The organism is Brachyspira pilosicoli (assembly GCF_036997485.1).
Classification (GTDB): Bacteria; Spirochaetota; Brachyspiria; order Brachyspirales; family Brachyspiraceae; genus Brachyspira; species Brachyspira pilosicoli_C.
This window is the reverse complement of the sequence record NZ_JAWLPU010000001.1, coordinates 245,883-264,718: the sequence shown is the minus strand read 5'-3', so window position 1 is coordinate 264,718 and position 18,836 is coordinate 245,883. Positions and strand designations below refer to the sequence as shown.

At 27.0% G+C, this 18,836-nt stretch carries 9 protein-coding genes and 1 pseudogene; 7 read left to right on the top strand and 3 right to left on the bottom strand.

Annotated features, from left to right (window positions below; all coding sequences use genetic code 11):
• Positions 1–102: 102 nt before the first annotated feature.
• On the top strand, positions 103–2,151 hold the full coding sequence (locus tag R4I97_RS01120; RefSeq protein WP_335783319.1) for a methyl-accepting chemotaxis protein: 2,049 nt from the start codon (positions 103–105) through the stop codon (positions 2,149–2,151).
• A 27-nt stretch (positions 2,152–2,178) separates the two neighbouring features.
• Here the strand turns inward: R4I97_RS01120 and R4I97_RS01115 are convergent, their stop codons facing one another.
• Positions 2,179–2,856, bottom strand: a complete 678-nt coding sequence (locus R4I97_RS01115) for a pseudouridine synthase (protein ID WP_335783318.1) — start codon at positions 2,854–2,856, stop codon at positions 2,179–2,181.
• A gap of 216 nt (positions 2,857–3,072) precedes the next feature.
• Here R4I97_RS01115 and R4I97_RS01110 point away from each other — a divergent pair, with 216 nt between their 5' ends.
• Together R4I97_RS01110 and R4I97_RS01105 are read left to right on the top strand one after the other, a co-directional pair.
• A complete protein-coding gene (locus R4I97_RS01110) occupies positions 3,073–3,903 on the top strand; it encodes a flagellar filament outer layer protein FlaA (protein ID WP_335783317.1) in 831 nt (276 codons plus the stop codon).
• 23 nt (positions 3,904–3,926) lie between these two features.
• Entirely contained in the window at positions 3,927–4,610 is a 684-nt protein-coding gene (locus R4I97_RS01105; RefSeq protein WP_335783316.1) for a flagellar filament outer layer protein FlaA, read from the top strand.
• A 186-nt stretch (positions 4,611–4,796) separates the two neighbouring features.
• Here R4I97_RS01105 and mfd read toward each other — a convergent pair whose 3' ends face one another.
• Positions 4,797–8,393, bottom strand: coding sequence for a transcription-repair coupling factor (gene mfd, locus R4I97_RS01100; protein ID WP_335783315.1), 3,597 nt, complete (start codon positions 8,391–8,393; stop codon positions 4,797–4,799).
• A 105-nt stretch (positions 8,394–8,498) separates the two neighbouring features.
• A complete protein-coding gene (locus R4I97_RS01095; RefSeq protein WP_335783314.1) occupies positions 8,499–11,471 on the bottom strand; it encodes a PD-(D/E)XK nuclease family protein in 2,973 nt (990 codons plus the stop codon).
• 140 nt (positions 11,472–11,611) lie between these two features.
• On the opposite strand from R4I97_RS01095, the gene R4I97_RS01090 reads away from it, so the two are divergent.
• The 4 genes and pseudogenes from R4I97_RS01090 (at position 11,612) to R4I97_RS01075 (ending at position 18,703) form a co-directional block, all read left to right on the top strand.
• A complete protein-coding gene (locus R4I97_RS01090) occupies positions 11,612–13,576 on the top strand; it encodes a VacB/RNase II family 3'-5' exoribonuclease (protein WP_335783313.1) in 1,965 nt (654 codons plus the stop codon).
• A gap of 82 nt (positions 13,577–13,658) precedes the next feature.
• A complete protein-coding gene (locus R4I97_RS01085) occupies positions 13,659–16,013 on the top strand; it encodes an ankyrin repeat domain-containing protein (protein WP_335783312.1) in 2,355 nt (784 codons plus the stop codon).
• Between the two features lie 51 nt (positions 16,014–16,064).
• Positions 16,065–16,268 (top strand): annotated as a pseudogene (locus R4I97_RS01080) (PD-(D/E)XK nuclease family transposase); the annotation flags it as partial.
• A gap of 272 nt (positions 16,269–16,540) precedes the next feature.
• The gene (locus R4I97_RS01075) at positions 16,541–18,703 is read left to right on the top strand and encodes an ankyrin repeat domain-containing protein (RefSeq protein WP_335783311.1); all 2,163 of its coding nucleotides are present in this window, start codon (positions 16,541–16,543) and stop codon (positions 18,701–18,703) included.
• Positions 18,704–18,836 lie beyond the last annotated feature (133 nt).

The following is an 18,836-nucleotide window of genomic DNA, read 5'->3' as shown; positions in this document are numbered from 1 at the left end:
AGCTATAGTATTACATTCATTTTAATACTGTAGCTTTTTTTTAATAATTTTTTATATTAAAATAAACAGTACAACAATATATCAGTAAGGAGTTGTTGAATTATGAAAAAAGTAAATAGTTTAGGTTTTAGAATACCATTTGTAATATGTTCTATAGTTGTTTTAATTATAATAGTGATGTTAATATCTTCTGTAAATATAGCAAGCGTAGGTATTAGTAAAAGCAGATTAGGCGGGTTTAATAGCACTATAGCTGGATATGCTTCTGTTTTAGATACTTGGTTTGATTTGCAAACATCTCTAATAAGTACATATTCTGTTACTCCTACAGTTGTTAAATATTTAGAAAATGATGTTAATTTTACTGAAGAATTATTGTCTGAAACTATAAATAAATTTAAAGATAATAATCTTTATCTAATTAATTTTGGTATAGCTGACTCTGAAGGGGATATATTTTTAGATTCATTATCTTCTTCTGCTTTAGGAAAAAATCTTAAAGATTATATTCCAGATGCTTGGAATAGGTTTGTTGCTTCAAATACAGATGGGGTTGTATATGCTGATAAACTTGTTCAATCAGAAATTACTTCAAAATGGGCTATGCCAGCTATAAAACCTGTTAAAGATTCGTATAATATTACAATAGGTTATATTTATATTTTTTTAGATTGGTATATGCTTCATCAAACTCATTTTGCAAATATTGATTTAGGAAAAACAGGCGGACTTTTTATAACTACTGACAAATTATACAATATAATGGATTCTTTGTATGAGAATATAGCGGTTATGAAAATAAATCCTGTATATGAAGAAGCTTTTAAAAGCGGTAATATAAGCGGTAATCTTACATATAATCTTGATGGTCATAATAGAACTGCAGCATATCATAAATTAAAAAATCAGCCTTGGATAATAGCTCTTGCAATGATGGATTATGAGATATATGAGCAGAATATAAAATTGATAATAGCTATAAGCATTATAGGAATAGTATCTATAATAATTTTGGCTATACTTGTTAATTTATTTATAAGAACAATTACTAAACCATTAGAAGTTGTAGTAGAGGAAGCATCAAAAATAGAGCAAGGCGATTTAAGCAGTTCAAAACAGCGTATAAAATCAAGAAAAGACGAAATAGGTGTTTTATCAAAATCTTTTGTAAGTATGAGGAATAAATTAATAGAAACTATAACAGAAGTTAATGAGGCTTCTAATAATATAGTCAATGCTGCAAAGGAGCTTTCAAACAGCAACACAGATTTATCAAGAAGAACAGAATCACAAGCTGCAAGTTTGGAAGAAACTGCAAGTTCTATGGAAGAGATGGCTTCTACAATAAAATCTTCTACCGATTATGCTATAACAGGAAATAATATGATGGTTTCTTCTAAGGAGGCTATAGAAAATGCCGGAAGCATTATCACAGAAACAACAAAAAATATAGAAGAAGTATTTGAAGCTAGTACAAAGATAAAAAATATTACAAAAATAATAGAGGATATTGCTTTTCAAACAAATATATTAGCGCTTAATGCTGCAGTTGAAGCTGCAAGAGCTGGCGATCAAGGAAAAGGGTTTGCTGTTGTTGCGAGCGAGGTTAGGAATTTGGCTCAAACTACTCAATCATCTGTAAAAGATATTACTGATTTGGTAGATAATACAAATGAAAAAATAAATAAAGCAACAGAAACAGCTCATCAATCTCAAGAGATATTTATTGATATTCAGCAAAAAATAGATGATACTGCTAAAATAATGCAAAATATTAGTTCTACTGCTATGGAGCAGCAGGCAGGTGTTGATCAGGTAAATATTGCTGTTTCTGAAATGGATACTGTTACGCAGCATAATGCTTCTTTGGTTCAAGAGAGTGCTTATACTTCAGAAGATTTACTTAAGCAGGCAAGAAGTCTTCAAGAGGCTGTTAGCTTTTTTAAATTAAGCAGTTCTGATATAAAAATATCAAAAGAAGATAAACCTAATAAAAAGCCGGATATTCCTTCCAAAAAAGATGATATTAAAAAAGTTAATACACAATTAAAACCGCCCAAAAAAGATGTGAGTATTTCTAACGATAGAGAGTTCGGCGAAACATTTTCTAATTCTAATAATGTAACAGATGATGGTTTTAGTACTTTTTAATTAATATGGATTTAATTGCATAATGTATTATATTTCCATTATGCAATTAATTTCTTCTTTTGTTAAATATTCAAATTTTCCTTCTTTAAGTTCATTTAAAAATATATTATTAATTCTTAGTCTTTTTAATATAATTACTTCAAATCCCACCTTCTCACACATTCTTCTTATTTGTCTGTTTCTTCCTTCTGTAAGAATTATGTTAAATGAATTTTTTGTTATTCTTTTTGTTTTAGCAGGTTTTAATTTTTTTCCATCCAAAGATATTCCATATTCAAGTTTTTTTAATGCTCCGTCTGGTATATTATTATTTACCTTAACATAATATTCCTTTTCGCAATTAGAGTTTTCACCTATTATTTTTTTAGCAAATACCCCGTCGTTTGTAAGAAGTATAAGTCCATTACTATCTTTATCTAATCTGCCTACAGGATAAACTCCTTTTAATTTATTATTTAGTAATTCGTATATAGTTTTTCCTTCATCTCTATTTGTAGAAACAACATATCCCCTGGGCTTGTTTAATTTTATATATATTTTACTCTCTTCGTCTTTATGGCATTCTACTTTATCGTTTTCAGATACTTGTGTTGCAGGATTGAGTATTATTTCTCCGTTAACTTTAACTTTACCGTCTTTAATAAGATTATCTGCCTCTCTTCTGCTTGCTATGTTTAGAGAAGCTATATATTTGTTTAGTCTCATATTTTTTGTTTACTTAATTAAAAAATTAAAAATAATATTATCATAATATATATTTAAATCAAATGCTGTAAATATTATGTTATTACAATACGATATATTAAGCTAATGCAAGTTATAATTTTATATTTTATAGTTGACAATTTTTATTATTAATAATATAATTATGCAAGTTATTGGATATAATTGCTTAGCTATAAATATTAAGGAGAGTGCGCTATGAAATTCTATAGAAGTATGCGAGACATTTCTCGCTACCTCATAATCATTTGTCTATTCATATGCTTAGGTTCATTTGCTGTTTATGGACAAAGTTCTAGTATCTATTTAGAAACTAGAGTGCTTTATAACTTTGAAACATTAGATGAATGGCAGCCTATATCAAATGGAAGTCGTTTCATGTTTACAGGCGATAGAACAAATGAAAATGGTGTTGTAATGAAATACCCAAATATGAGATTATTTGCTACTAAACCTTTTGGTATGGGTAATCAAGGTTACAATTCCACTAATTCATTATCAGTAAGTGTATCATTCTTTAGAAAAGGATACAATTTCTTTGATTTAGTACCAACAGTACAAAAAATTATCCCTGGAAAAGCTCAGACTTTTGATGTATGGGTATGGGGTGGAAATTATGACTATACTATGGAAATGTTATTTGAAGATTATCGCGGTTATACTTACACATTGCCTATTGGTTCTTTAAAATATATTGGTTGGAAAAATTTGAGTACAGCTGTACCTTCTTTTATACCTCAAGAAGAACCTTATGTTCCTAGAGCTAAAGGTTTAAGATTCTTGAATTTCCGTTTCTGGGCTTCACCTGAAGAAAGAGCTGATAACTTCGTTGTATTATTAGACTATTTCCAAACAGTTACAGATACATTTAGAGAAGCTTATGACGGTTCTGATATAGAAACTACTCTTGGTCAAGAAATAGGCGGAAGTTCTGCAGAGCAGTATTCTAATGGCGGTGCAAAAGTTGTAGGTGAAGACGGTGGTACTACTACTACTGGTGATACTACTCAACAAGAAGCGCAACAATAAGGTTTAATAAGGAGAAAAATACAATGAAAAGATTAAGTATTTTGATAACAATGTTGATTTTGACTGTTGCATTCTTGTTATTCGCACAGGATGCAGCACAAGATAATGGTCAAGCAGGAAATAATTTTGTTACTGAATCTTATACTAATTTCTTAATAGATGATTTTGAATTTGCTAATACTTGGCAAGCATCTATGCCTAGAGATTATGGTGTTATTAGTATAATTCGTCGTGAAGGCGGCCCTGCTGATGTTACTGCTGAAAATGCTGATGCTAATAAATATATTTTAGGTGCTAAAGTAGAGTATTTTAAAACTGGTTACCCTTGGTTTTCTGTTACTCCTCCTAGACCTGTAAAAATCCCTGGTTTCACTAAAGAAATCAGTGTTTGGGTTGCTGGAAGAAATCATAATAATAGAATGAGTTTCTATGTTTATGATATTAATGGTAAACCTCAAAATATTGGTAATGAAGCTCTTAACTTTATGGGTTGGAAAAAAATTACTGTACAAGTGCCTGCTAAAGTAGAACAAGAAAACTTTAGAGGTCAAGCTGAACAAGGTATAAGTTTCATGGGTATCAATATTAAAGTTGATCCTAGAGATTCTTATGGTAAATATTACATTTACTTCGATAACTTGGAAGCTAGAACTGATATGTACTTAGAAACTTATAAAGAAGCTGATGACCCAAGAGATACTTGGTAATTAGATTTCTTTCGATATAATAAAAGGTGAGGTGTTACTAACTTCACCTTTTATTTTTATATAGATTTTTGGAGAAATTATGATAAATAAACTATTACTTATAGGTTTTGTGTTACTTTGTATTTATGCTGTTACTACAAGAATAGTTAACAATAGAAAAGATAAAAATAAAGATGAGAATAAAGATTAATTATTATCTCTTTTATTTATTTTTATTATTTTTCTTTTTCTTATGTTATTTTGCTTATTTTTTCTTTGAGATTCTAAATTGACATCCACTAAACTTTTTTCTTCGTTTCCTTTATTTTCTTCTATGCTTTCTATTTCTAATATTACTTCAGTCACTTTATTTATTTTCCACATTAAACTATCATCTACTACGGGTATTATTAATTGATTAAGATTTTCTTTATCAAAATAAACTCCAGAGCCTTCCAAAGAAACTAATTTTGATACTTTCTTAGCATCTATTTTAGAATATTTATCAAGTTTTATATACATATTATAATGCCCTTCTATCACTGATAATACTCTTACTCTTTTTAATATCACTTTTAATTTTGCTATACTAAATATATCTTCCATTTCTTTAGGCATCTTTCCATATTTATCTATCATATATTCTTTAGCAGTGTCAATATCTTCATCACTTTGAGAACGCATTATTAATTTATATACTGATATTTTCTCTTTAGGGTCTGATATATATTCATCTGGTATAAATAAATTATGTTTAAAATCTATAACCGTATCAAAAGTAACCTCTTTTATTTCACCCTTATATTCATTGGTAGCCTCTTCAAGCATTTGAGTATAAAGTTCATAACCAACCTGATAAATCATACCAGATTGCTCTTTTCCTAATATGTTGCCAGCACCCCTTATTTCTAAATCTCTCATTGCTATCTTAAATCCAGCACCAAGGTCTGTATGCTCTGATATAGCTTGAAGCCTTTTATAAGCTACTTCTGTTAGTGCCAAGTTTTCAGGATAAAACATATAAGCATAAGCCTCTCTGTCGCTCCTTCCAACTCTTCCTCTTAATTGATATAACTCAGAAAGACCAAGTTTATTAGCATTATCTATTAATATTGTGTTAGCATTAGGGATATCGATTCCATTTTCTATTATTGTGGTAGATACTAATATATCATATTTATGGTTAATAAAATCCGACATAATTTTTTCTAACTGAATACCTGTCATTTTTCCATGTGCAACACATATAGAAGCCTTAGGGCATAGCTTTTTTATCATCAAAGCAAATGATTCTATAGTATCTATTCTATTATATAAATAAAATACTTGCCCGTTTCTTTTTAATTCTCTCTCTATTGCAGTTACAACAGTCTTTTCATTAAATTCCATTACATAAGTTTTTACAGGTATTCTGTTTAATGGAGGCGTTTCTATTATACTTATATCTCTTATGCCTGTTAATGCCATATTCAATGTTCTTGGTATTGGTGTTGCAGATAGTGTAAGCACATCAGTTTCAAATCTAAGTTTTTTTAATGCTTCTTTATGTTTTACACCAAATCTCTGCTCTTCATCTATAACTATTAAGCCTAAATTTTTAAACTTAATATCATCAGATAAAAGCATGTGCGTACCTATGATAATATCGCAAGAACCATTCTCAAGCATTTCTTTATTTTTTTTAGCTTGTCTTGAAGAGATAAATCTATTTAATACTTCTATACGAACAGGAAAATCTTCAAATCTTTTTTTGGCATTATTATAATGCTGCTGCGAGAGTATTGTAGTAGGGCAGAGTATTGCACATTGCTTTCCTGCCATAACAGCTTTAAATATAGCTCTAAAAGCAACTTCAGTCTTTCCAAATCCCACATCTCCGCAAACAAGCCTGTCCATCATCTTATCGCTTTCCATATCTGACTTTATATCATTGATAGCCCTTAATTGATCAACAGTTTCCTCATAGTTAAATGAAGCTTCGAAGTCATCTTGCCACTGAGTGTCTGGTCCGTAAATATTTCCATGAACATGAGAACGAATTGCATATATTTTTATAAGTTCTCTTGCTGTAGCTAAAGCATCTTCTCTTGCCTTGCTTTTTATTTTATCCCAAGCACTTCCGCCTAATGCTGTTAATTTTGGCTCTTCTCCGCTTCCAGATATATATTTCTGCACAAAGTTCATCTGCTCTACTGGTATATAGAGTTTATCTCCTTTGGCGTACTCTAATGTTAAATAATCTTTTTCTTTTCCGTTCGATAGTTTACGTGTTAAACCTAAATATTTTCCTATACCATAGTTTACATGAACAGCATAGTCGCCTATATTTAAATCAACAAATGTTTCTATAATATTTTTATTTACTTTCGGTATCTTTTTTACTCTTTTTCTTTTTCTTCCAAATACTTCCCAATCTGCTATAAATATTGTTTTTATATCATCTTTAATAAATCCTGATGCTGATTGAGTTGTTATTATATAAAAATCATTTTCATTATTAGAAAAATCAAGTTTTTCTTCTTCATCTACTATGTTGTTTTCTTCTATTATTGTTTTAGTTTCTTCATTAGTGTTTTCTTCTGATGCAATTAATTTAGGTTCTAAATTATCCATTATCTTATAAAATCTCTTTGCCTGGTCATAATGGCTTGTAGAAAGTATAATAAAATAATCTTTCTTTCTATAATCTTTAATATAATCCAAAAACTCTGTTAGTTTAGATTTGAAAGAAACTCCTTCATTGAAACTAAATTTATGAATATTATTATCCACTATAAAAGGACTTAAATTAATTGTATTTTTTGCTATATCTTCAAAATAATTTGTATCTATATAAAGAGAGTTTATATTATCATAAAAAGATTTAAATATATTATCCATATCATTAAAATTTTCTTCTGCAGTTGATAAAACATTTATTAGTTTATTTTTTAGTTTTAATGTATCATCTGTAAATATAATGCTTCCATGAGTATAATCAAATATAGTTTGCAAATCATTATTAAATACCCCAAGTAAGTTTTCGCTTCCAGCAAAATATTTGCTTTTTTGTATATTATCTTTTAATTCACTGTCAATATCTTTGTTTAAAACCTCTTCTATAATTGAATCTTTATAAATTGCTTCCCTCACAGGATATATTATAATCTCTTCAACATTTTTATATGATTTTCCATCTTCTATATTAAAAAATCTTATACTCTCAACTTCATCATCAAATAACTCTATTCTAATTGGATTATTATAAAGAATGGAATATATATCTATTATGCTTCCCCTCACAGCACAAGTTCCAACCTCAGAAACTTCTCTCTCTATCACATACCCAAAATCATATAAATTAAGCCTTAAAGAATCAATATTTAATTTGTCATTAACTTTTATATTGATTATATTATTTTTTAATGTTTCTTTGTTTGGAAGTTTTCTTGCGATGGATTTTATTGTTGTTATTAGAATAAATTTATCTTCATTAATTAGTTTATATAAAATACTTAATCTGTCTTGCACTATATCCGTAATAGGAGACATTTTTGTGAAAGGCACACTGTCATAATCTGGAAAATAATGATTATCTACATTATAAAAGTTTAAAGCCTGACTTAATAGCATAGCCTCATTTTCATCTTCTTTTATAATTATTAAACTTTTATTTTTATCTTTAAAAAGAGTTGCAAAAAAAAGAGAATCTGACCCTCCTTTTATTCCTGATATGTTTTTTACATTGTTTAAATCAAAAGATTTGTACTCTTCACTATTTTTGAACTTTTCTATTAAAAGATTTGATATTTCAGTATTTTCCATAAATCCAAAAACTACAACAAAATAAATTATTATATGAGTAACATTTTACTAAAAAAATTGAATTCTGTCAAAAATTAGTTTTGTATTTTTCAATATTTATTTTTATCATTCATAAACATAATGTTCATTACATAAATTATAATACATGCAATCTCTGCATTGGTTTTCTCCTGGGATAAAAATTAATTTACCATCTGCTATATAACTTAACACTTTGTCAAAATAATTATGAAGTATATTCTCTCCATTATACCCTAATATAGTAAGTATTGTTTCTTTATCATCAAATTTTATATAATGCTTTTCTTTGTTTACTATATTTTTTTCTTTATAAATGCTGAAACCTAATTCGCATTTTTCTAATTGTTTAAATATATTAATGTCTTTATCTTGTTTAATTATATATTCTTCTATAGCATATTTTAAGTACAACAAAGGCTGCAAATAATTATTGATTATATCATCATAATTGTAATCTTTTTTTATTTCTTTAATATTATAATCGCTTCCTTTATAATCTATAATTCTTATTCCATTTATTGTTTTATCATCTCTATAACTTAAATCTATTCTGTCTATTCTGCCTTTAATTTTTACATTAAATCCATTATGAGAATAAATATTAATACCGCTGAAAGGTTGTTCAAATTCAAACGGTATAAATCCATCATTTTCAATATTATCTATTTCATTTAATATAAAATGCTTCATTATATTAGTTATTTCGTATTCCATTATTTTTTTGTCAATATCATCAATAATTTCATTATTGTTTATTATAGTATTTTTTATAACTTCTTTTGCTATGTTGCTGTAATTATTAAACTCTGAAGTTTTTAGTTTTAAATCATTGTATTTATTTTTTATCTCTATGTAAAAATTATTAAATATCTCATGGTAAACGCTTCCTCTCAATATTTTATCTATACTAACTGGAGTTGATGATACAGCTTCTATTTTACATTCATCATTATATAAAACCTTAGCAGGGCATTGCATTATATTGAGCAAATAGCTTACACTAATACCCTCATCACTAAACAACTTATCTTGTATTATTTTTATTGCATTATTATTAGCATCATCATAGAGATTTTTATTGATTTTATTATAAACGCTTTTTATAATTTCTTCTATATTAATTGGAAGATTGTTATTTAAATGTTTATTTGTTAAATTGTAATTTTCTCCTTCAAAAAATAAACTCATAACACTTTCTTTTGCAGTATGAATATTATCTTCTTCTGATATGTAATTTTTTCTATAAATAAAAGAGTTAATATTATTAAAATCTTTTATTCCTATTTCCGATGCAATATCTTCTATATAATAAAATGGTATATCTAAATTGCCTTCATTATCTTTAAATCTAAAAGAAAAATAAACCTTGCTATTATCTTCTAATGAAGAGAGTATATTTAAAAATAAATTGTAATACATATCAGACAATAAGCTTTGAGTATTAAATATATGTTTTTTATATTTATTATTAATTTCTTCTCTAATTTTATTGCTCATAAAAAAAGTATTCGGCTTTCTAATTAAAAAATCATTATTCATGCCTAATATAAATAAATGTTTTGATTTTATTCCTCTGGCATCATATAAATTACTTAAAGTTATAGCGTCATATTTACTTTTATCTGTTTTTATATAAGTATCTTCTATTAATGTACTTAGTGCTGAATAAAAATCATAATAATCTATTTTTTCTTCATTTTCAATTGAATGAAGTTTTAATATTAGTTCTATAAATAAGCTTAATGCATTTTGATGGATATTAATTAGATTATTGTCTTTGTAAAGTAATTGATTATTAAATATTAAATCTACTTTTAAGAATTTTAATATTTCTATATATACTATTGCTATATTTTTATAAGTATTTGCATATATTAATTTTTTTAATAGTTCTATAAAATCTAATATAAACTTGTTGTCTTGAACTCTTTTTGTAAAATCATCTAATTGCATAATGCTTACTATTTTTTTGTCTGCATATAATATATTTCTTATATTGGAATTATTTATTTCTTCGTTTTTATTTATAAAAGGAGAGGATAATATTTTAATTAGATTTTCTACATCAATTTTTATATCATCTTTTTTGTCAAGCACAGTGAATACCGACATAAGTACAGGTATGAGCGGCATTTTCCATATAAAATTGCCTCTTCTCTCATTAAAACGAATATTACATTCTTTTAATCTATCAACTATAATGTCATGATATTTATCAGCATCAGAATAGATTATAGTTATATCATCTAAAGAGGTATTTAATTCTATTAATTTTATTATTTCATCTAATACAGTATCTGTTTCTTGTTTTATACCGAATGCTGTTATTAATTTTATATTATCAGTTTTTATATTTTTTTTATTTATTAATGATTTTGCAAAATTTGATATTTTATAAGAAATTATATTATAATCCTTAAAATAAGGTGTAAAGTTTTTTATACATTCTTCTGGTAAAAATATGTTTATTTTTATATTATATGAAGTTTGTATTGTATTTAGTAATATGCTGTATAAATTGGGTAGGTTTTCAAAGTTGTATACATTTATTTCATTATAATTACTGATAGTTTGTATTTGTTTATTTTTTATTGCTTTAATAAACTCTTCAAAAGCATCGAATTCATCAATTGCATTAATTTGTTTATTTTTCAGTTTATATATTTGTATAATTTTATTTATATCTTTTAAGAGGTCATCATTTAAAATTATCTCTTCATTATTGCATATTAATTTGGCAAAGCTAATTTCTTCTAAAAAAGAATATAGATTTGAAGCTAATTGATAAGTGATAACTTGTTTAGATATTATTGAATTTTTATTTGTATTTGCAAAGTCGGTTATTGCAGAGTGCATATTTACTATAGCTATAGCTTTTTCTAAAAGTGATATATTATTTTCTACTATGTATTTTTTTAAAAAGTTATCTATATTGTTTTTGTAGAATTCATATATTGTTTTGTAATTTGTAATATCTAAACTATAATATTCATCATTTTCTTTTATAATATAATTATCTCTTGCTTTAGAGTTTGGAAACAAGAATAGCTTATTCATAGTATAAAAAGTTCCATAATTTTTTATTTATTTTTTATGATAAACTAAAATGTCATTTAATCAATAGTGTTCTATTGCTGAGAATAAAGTTTTTATGAATTAATTGACATTATATTTTTTATTGCTATAATAAAAACATTATGAAAGTGATTAAGTTATTAAGAAGAATAGAGAAAAAAGGTCAAGTAAGCATAAAAGATTATAAAGCTGAATATGTTGAAAACAAAAAAGATAAGTTAAGATTTGATAAAATGCTTCATAAAGCAAGTTCTATGGGACTTATCATAAAAAAAGGCGATGTATTAAAGCTCACAAAAGAAGGGAAATATTATTTAGATTCAAGCAATAACGAAAAAGATGCCAAACAAGCTTTGAAAAAACAGGAGCTAAAAAAAGGCTATCCAAAAAAAACATCTAAAAAAGAAAACAGCACTAAAACCAATATTATAGAAAAGCCAGATATAAAAGTAGAAATAAACAATGCAAAAAAAGATGCTGAAATAGTAGCCAATGCATATAATATACCTACTGATTTCCCAAAAAAATGTCTTGAAGAAGCAAAGATTCTTCCAGATAGTATGGAAAATGTTGGGTTTGAGTTTGACAGAATAGATTTAAGAGATATAAGAACTGTAACAATAGACGGGGTTGATTCTAAAGATTTTGATGATGCTATAAGTGTAGAAAAATTAAACGACGGATATAAAATAGGCGTGCATATTGCTGATGTTAGTTTTTTTGTAGCTGAGGGTTCTGCATTAGACAGGGAAGCGAGAAAGAGAGGAAATAGCGTTTATTTAATTGATACAGTATACCCAATGTTTCCGCATGAGCTTTCTAATGGAATATGTTCTTTAAATGAAGGCGTGAGCAGATTCACAATGACAGTGTTTATCACTATAGATAATAAAGGAAATATAAAAGAAAGTACTTTTCACAAAAGCGTTATAAAGTCTAGCAGAAGATTAACTTACGATTATGCACAAGATGTTTTGGACGGCATAGAACAAGATGAAGATTGGCTTTTGGAACTTTTAAAAAATGCTGATGACATAAAAAAAATACTTCTTCAAAAAAGAATAGATAACGGAAGCATAGAGTTTAATCTCAATGAAACGCAAATAATATTAGATAAAGGCGGAAACCCAAAAGACTTTTTTATAGGTGAGAGAAAAGAGACTCATAAGATAATAGAAGAGTTTATGCTTCTTGCAAACTGCGAGGTTGCTAAGAGATTAAAAAATATAAAAGGTGCTATTTATAGAGTGCATGACAGCCCAGATTCTGAAAAGTTAGACACATTTAGAAGAATAGCATTCAACAGAGGATACAGACTTACAACTGACAATGAAGGCAATTTAGATTTTCATTCATTTATAGAGTCAATAATAGGTAAACCAGATGAAAAACTTCTGCTTACATTACTTTTACGCTCTATGAAGCAGGCTACATATGATGTTAATAATATAGGGCATTTCGGTCTTGGTTTTGAATATTATACTCACTTCACTTCGCCTATAAGAAGATATACTGACTTACTTACTCATAGGCTTTTAAAACTATCATTAGAAGGTGCTCAAAATATGAAACCTTCTATGCAAAAGATGTTTGATAATTGTGCTAAATGGTGTTCTAAAACAGAGAGGGTTGCTGTGGAATGCGAGAGAAGTTTGTATAAAATAAAAGCTGCAAGGTTTATGAAAGAAAAAGTCGGCAAAGAATACAACGGCATCATAAGCGGAATTACTAAATTTGGTATATTTGTTGAAATAGAAGAGAGAGGAATAGAGGGCTTAATAAGATATGCAGATTTAAGACATCATTATCATTATGATGAAAATGAACAGGCAGCGTATAGCAATGAAGAAGCTAAATGGTATACGCTTGGAGATAAAATAAGAATAGTTGTTCATAGGGTTAATATAGAAGAGTTATTTATAGACTTTTTACCCGCAAGCGAATTTGATAATGCATTAGATGACAGAGATATAATAGACAGCAGAGATTTTTTGAAGAAAAAGAAAAACAAAAAAGAAATATATTCAAGAAAATCTAAATCATCTAAAACCAGAAAAGAAAAAAAGAAATCTAAAAAGAGAAGATAATACTTAATTACTATTTATAATAATTGACAATGAATATTTTTCAATATACAATCAAATTGGTTTTAAGATATAGGGGGTATATATGAAAAATATTATTTCTATTTTTGTTTTAATACTTTCGATAATTTCCTGCAGCGGCGGTAACAGCGGCAATACTAAACAAACAGAAAATACTCAAACTAATCAAACTCAAACAAATGAACAAGTATATATTAATCCAACAACTACAAATACTAATGAATATGTTCAAGTTACAAAAATGTATCCTATGTATTCTCAGACTTTCTTTTTAGCTGTACAATATAATAACATAGAAGAAGTTAAATCATATTTAGCTAAAGGAGCAAATCCAAATGCTCAAGATGAATACGGTTTTACAGCATTAATGTACGCTGCTTTAATGGGATATGATGATATAGCAAAATTACTTATAGAAGAAGGTACTGATGTCAATATTAAAGATAATGCAGGTGCTACAGCATTAATGTATGCTGCTAGAGATACAAATTATGAAATGGTTGAATTTTTATTAAAAAATGGTGCTGATGTAAACATTAGAGATGCATCAGGAGAAACTGCATTATATTATAGTATTAAGCATGATAGTTTCGGACAAGAAAATGCTATAAAAATACTTAATTTATTAATAAAATACGGTGCTGATGTAAATACTAAAAACGATGAAGGAACATCTCTCCTTGATGTATCCTATAGAATTTCAGAATCTTTTGATAAAAATAAAGAAATGTTTAAAATATTAGTTGAAAATGGTTTTGATTTAGAGTCAAGAATAAAGACGGGTAGATCTGATTATGATTATACTCCTTTAATGATAGCAGCTTTAAGAAATGATTATGATATGGTTAAATATTTGCTTGATAAAGGTGCCAATCCTAATACAGCAAATAATGAAAAGAAAACTGCTTTAACGATTGCTAATGATTATGGAAAATTTGATATTTCAAAATTACTTATACAACAAGGTGCAAATATAAACACAAAAGATGAAGACGGTCTTACAGCATTAATGAACGCTGCTATGATAGGAGACTATGAAATGGTTAAATTTTTATTAGAAAATGGTGCCAATATAAATACTAAAGATAATGATGGAAACACTGTATTGTATTATAATATTCTCTATGATCATTACGAAAAAGAAGAAATGCTAGAAAATGCTAAAAAAATATTTAATTTATTAATAAAATATGGTGCTGATGTAAATACTAAAGACAATTATGGAGCATCACTTCTTGATACAGCTTATACAACAGAATTGGCACTAAATAGAGAAATGTTTAAAGTATTAGTAGAAAATGGTTTTGACTTAGAATCAAGAATAAAGGGTGGGGAGCATTCTCCTGCTGATTATGATTATACTCCTTTAATGATAGCAGCTTTAAGAAATGACTATGATATGGTTAAATTTTTAGTTGAAAAAGGTGCCGATGTAAATGCTAAAACACATTCTGAACATAGCTCAGTAGAAACTCCCCTATTACTCTCATTAGATAATGAACATCCTGACTATAGATATTATTATTATAAAAATGAAAATTCATCCGCTGCAGAATTTTTAATAAATAATGGTGCAGATATAAATGTAACAAATGAGGATGGAGAAACACCTTTAATGTATGCTTCCAAACTTCATAATATAAAAGTGGCAGAACTTCTAATACAAAAAGGTGCAGATATAAATGTAACAAATGAGGATGGAGAGACACCTTTAATGTATGCTTCCAAAGTTCATAATATAAAAGTGGTAGAACTTCTAATACAAAAAGGTGCTGATATAAATGCTTTCGATAATTATGGAAATACAGCCTTAATGTATGGTGTAAATAATTTAGAAACAGTAAAATTATTAGTTGAAAACGGTGCTGATGTAAACTTTTATAAAGGAGGAAGTACTGCTTTAATATTAGCATGTAAACCTAGTTTGGAAATAAATATAGACGTAATAAAATATTTAGTTTCAAAAAATGCTGATATAAATGCCCAAGATAATGAAGGATACACAGCTTTAAACAAAACTCTTACTACTATGCCAGACTTTGAAATAGCTCATTTTTTAATAGAGCAAGGTGCTGATGTAAACATAAAGAATAAAAACCAATATACTCCTTTGATACATCTTGGTATGCTTGAAGGTAGTTTTTATAATATAAGTTTTCAGGAAAATCGTATAAAATTAGCTGAAGTTTTATTAGAAAAAGGTGCAGATATTAATGCTCAAGATTATAATGGATACACTTCTTTAATGTGGGCTTGTACAAGAAAATCTAATGAATCATTTGTTAAATTTCTAGTAGAAAAAGGAGCCGATGTAAATATAGAAAATGACTATGGAGATACAGCTTTAGATATAGCAGAGAATCTTAAACTTAGAGAAATTGCAGATATTCTAAAAAAATCTCAAAGAAATGGAAAGTAAATTTTGATGATTAAACTTGTAACTTTATATTTAATTTAGTATAATAAATCTATGAGAAATATTAATGTTTTGAATGACTATTTTATGCGTTATATGTTCGCCAAAGAAGGACATGAACATATTTTATTAAATTTAAGAACTGACTACGATCAAGAGCCTTTTGAGGAAGTAAAAGTACTTAATACTTTTAATCTGAAAAAAACAATTAGTGATAAACAGTCTATTGTTGATGTAATGGCAGTTACCAAAAAAGGTCTTGAAAAAGGCATAGAACAAGGAGAAAAAATAAAGCAATATCTATAGCTAAAAACTTAAAAAATTCAGGAATAGATATAAAAATTATAAGCGAAAACACAGGATTGAGCATAGAAGAAATAGAAAAACTATAATAAAAATTTCTTATTATAATAAACATCATTAAAAAGCATAAAACAAATTCATTAATTTTATAAAATCCATTTTAATTGACATAAAACAATTATAATTATATAATCCAATCAGATGCCATAAGCATTGGAGGGGTATATATGAAAAAAGTATTTGCTGTATTATTCTTGTTTAATATTCTTTTGTATTCTAAAACTTTAGATGAATCGTTATTTTCTGCTGTAGAAGATAATAATATAAAAAAAGTTAAATCATATTTAGAGCAAGGTGCAAACTGTAATGCATTAGATTCTTATGATAGAACGGCTTTAATAAATGCTTCTGTAAGCGGATATAATGATATAGCAAAACTGCTCATAGAAGAAGGTACTGATGTCAATATTCAAGATAAAGCAGGTGCTACAGCATTAATGTATACTGCTAGAAATACAAATTATGAAATGGTTGAATTTTTATTAAAAAATGGTGCTGATGTAAACATTAGAGATACAGAAGGAGATACTGCATTATATTATAGTATTGAGCATAATAGTCGCGGACAAGAAAATGAAACAGAAAATGCTATAAAAATACTTAATTTATTAATAAAATACGGTGCTGATGTAAATACTAAAAACGATAAAGGAACATCTCTTCTTGATGTATCCTATAGAATTTCAGAATCTTTTGATAAAAATAAAGAAATGTTTAAAATATTAGTTGAAAATGGTTTTGATTTAGAGTCAAGAATAAAGGCGGATAGATCTGATTATGATTATACTCCTTTAATGATTGCTGTTTATAAAAAAGATTATGATATGGTTAAATATTTACTTGATAAAGGTGCCAATCCTAATACAGCAAATAATGAAAACAAAACAGCTTTAATGATTGCTATTGCTAATAATAATTTTGATATTTCAAAATTACTTATACAACAAGGTGCCAATATAAACACAAAAGATGAATATGGTTATACAGCATTAATGAGAGCTGCTATGAGAGGAGACTATGAAATGGTTAAATTTTTATTAGAAAATGGTGCTGATGCAAATACTAAAGACAATTATGGAAACACTGTATTATATTATAATATTTACTATGATCATTATGGAGAAGAAGAAAGACTAGAAAATGCTAAAAAAATATTTAATTTATTAATAAAATACGGTGCTGATGTAAATACTAAAAACAATTATGGAGCATCACTTCTTAATATATCTTATAGAGCTTCAACAGCATTGGCACAAAATAGAGAAATGTTTAAAGTATTAGTAGAAAATGGTTTTGACTTAGAATCAAGAATAAATGCTGGGGAGCATTCTCCTGATGATTATGATTATACTCCTTTAATGATAGCAGCTTTAAGAAATGACTATGATATGGTTAAATTTTTAGTTGAAAAAGGTGCTGATGTAAATGCCAAAACACATTCTGAATATAGCTCAGTAGAAACTCCTCTATTACTCTCATTAGATTATGAACATATTGAATATAGATATGATGAAAATTCATCTGTTGCAGAATTTTTAATAAATAATGGTGCTGATATAAATGTAAAAAATAATCATGGAGAGACACCTTTAATGTATGCTTCCAAACTTCATAATATAAAAGTGGTAGAACTTCTAATACAAAAAGGTGCTGATATAAATGCTTTCGATAATTATGGAAATACAGCCTTAATATATGGTGTAAATAATTTAGAAACAGTAAAATTATTAGTTGAAAACGGTGCTGATGTAAACTTTTATAAAGGAGGAAGTACTGCTTTAATATCAGCATGTGAGTATAGTCATGAAAGAAATATAGATGTAATAAAATATTTAGTTTCAAAAAATGCCAATATAAATGCACAAGATAATGAAGGAGACACAGCTTTAAATAAAACTCTTGATACTTCAGATGAAGGCAGTATTGATATACTAGACTTTGAAATAGCTAATTTTTTAATAGAGCAAGGTGCTGATGTAAACATAAAGAATAAACGAGAATATACTCCTTTGATATATCTTGGTATGGGTGAAGGTAATTTTAATAATAAAAGTTTTCAGGAATATCGTATAAAATTAGCTGAAGTTTTATTAGAAAAAGGTGCAGATATTAATGCAAAAGATTATAATGGATACACTTCTTTAATGTGGGCTTGTTCATCATATGGCTCAAGGTTTGCTGAACCCTATGTTAAATTTTTAGTAGAAAAAGGAGCCGATGTAAATATAGAAGATAACCATGGAGATACTGCTTTAGATATAGCAGAGAATCTTAAACTTAGAAAAATTGCAGGTATTCTAAAAAAAGCTCAAAGAACTCAAAGAAAATAGAAAGTAAATTTTTATAATTGATAACTTAAAAACTAATATTTAATTTAATAAAACTATATTTAGATTTTTTTGCATAAAAATAATCATATTTATATAAAAAATAAATTTGTTATTAATTATTTTTTATAATATA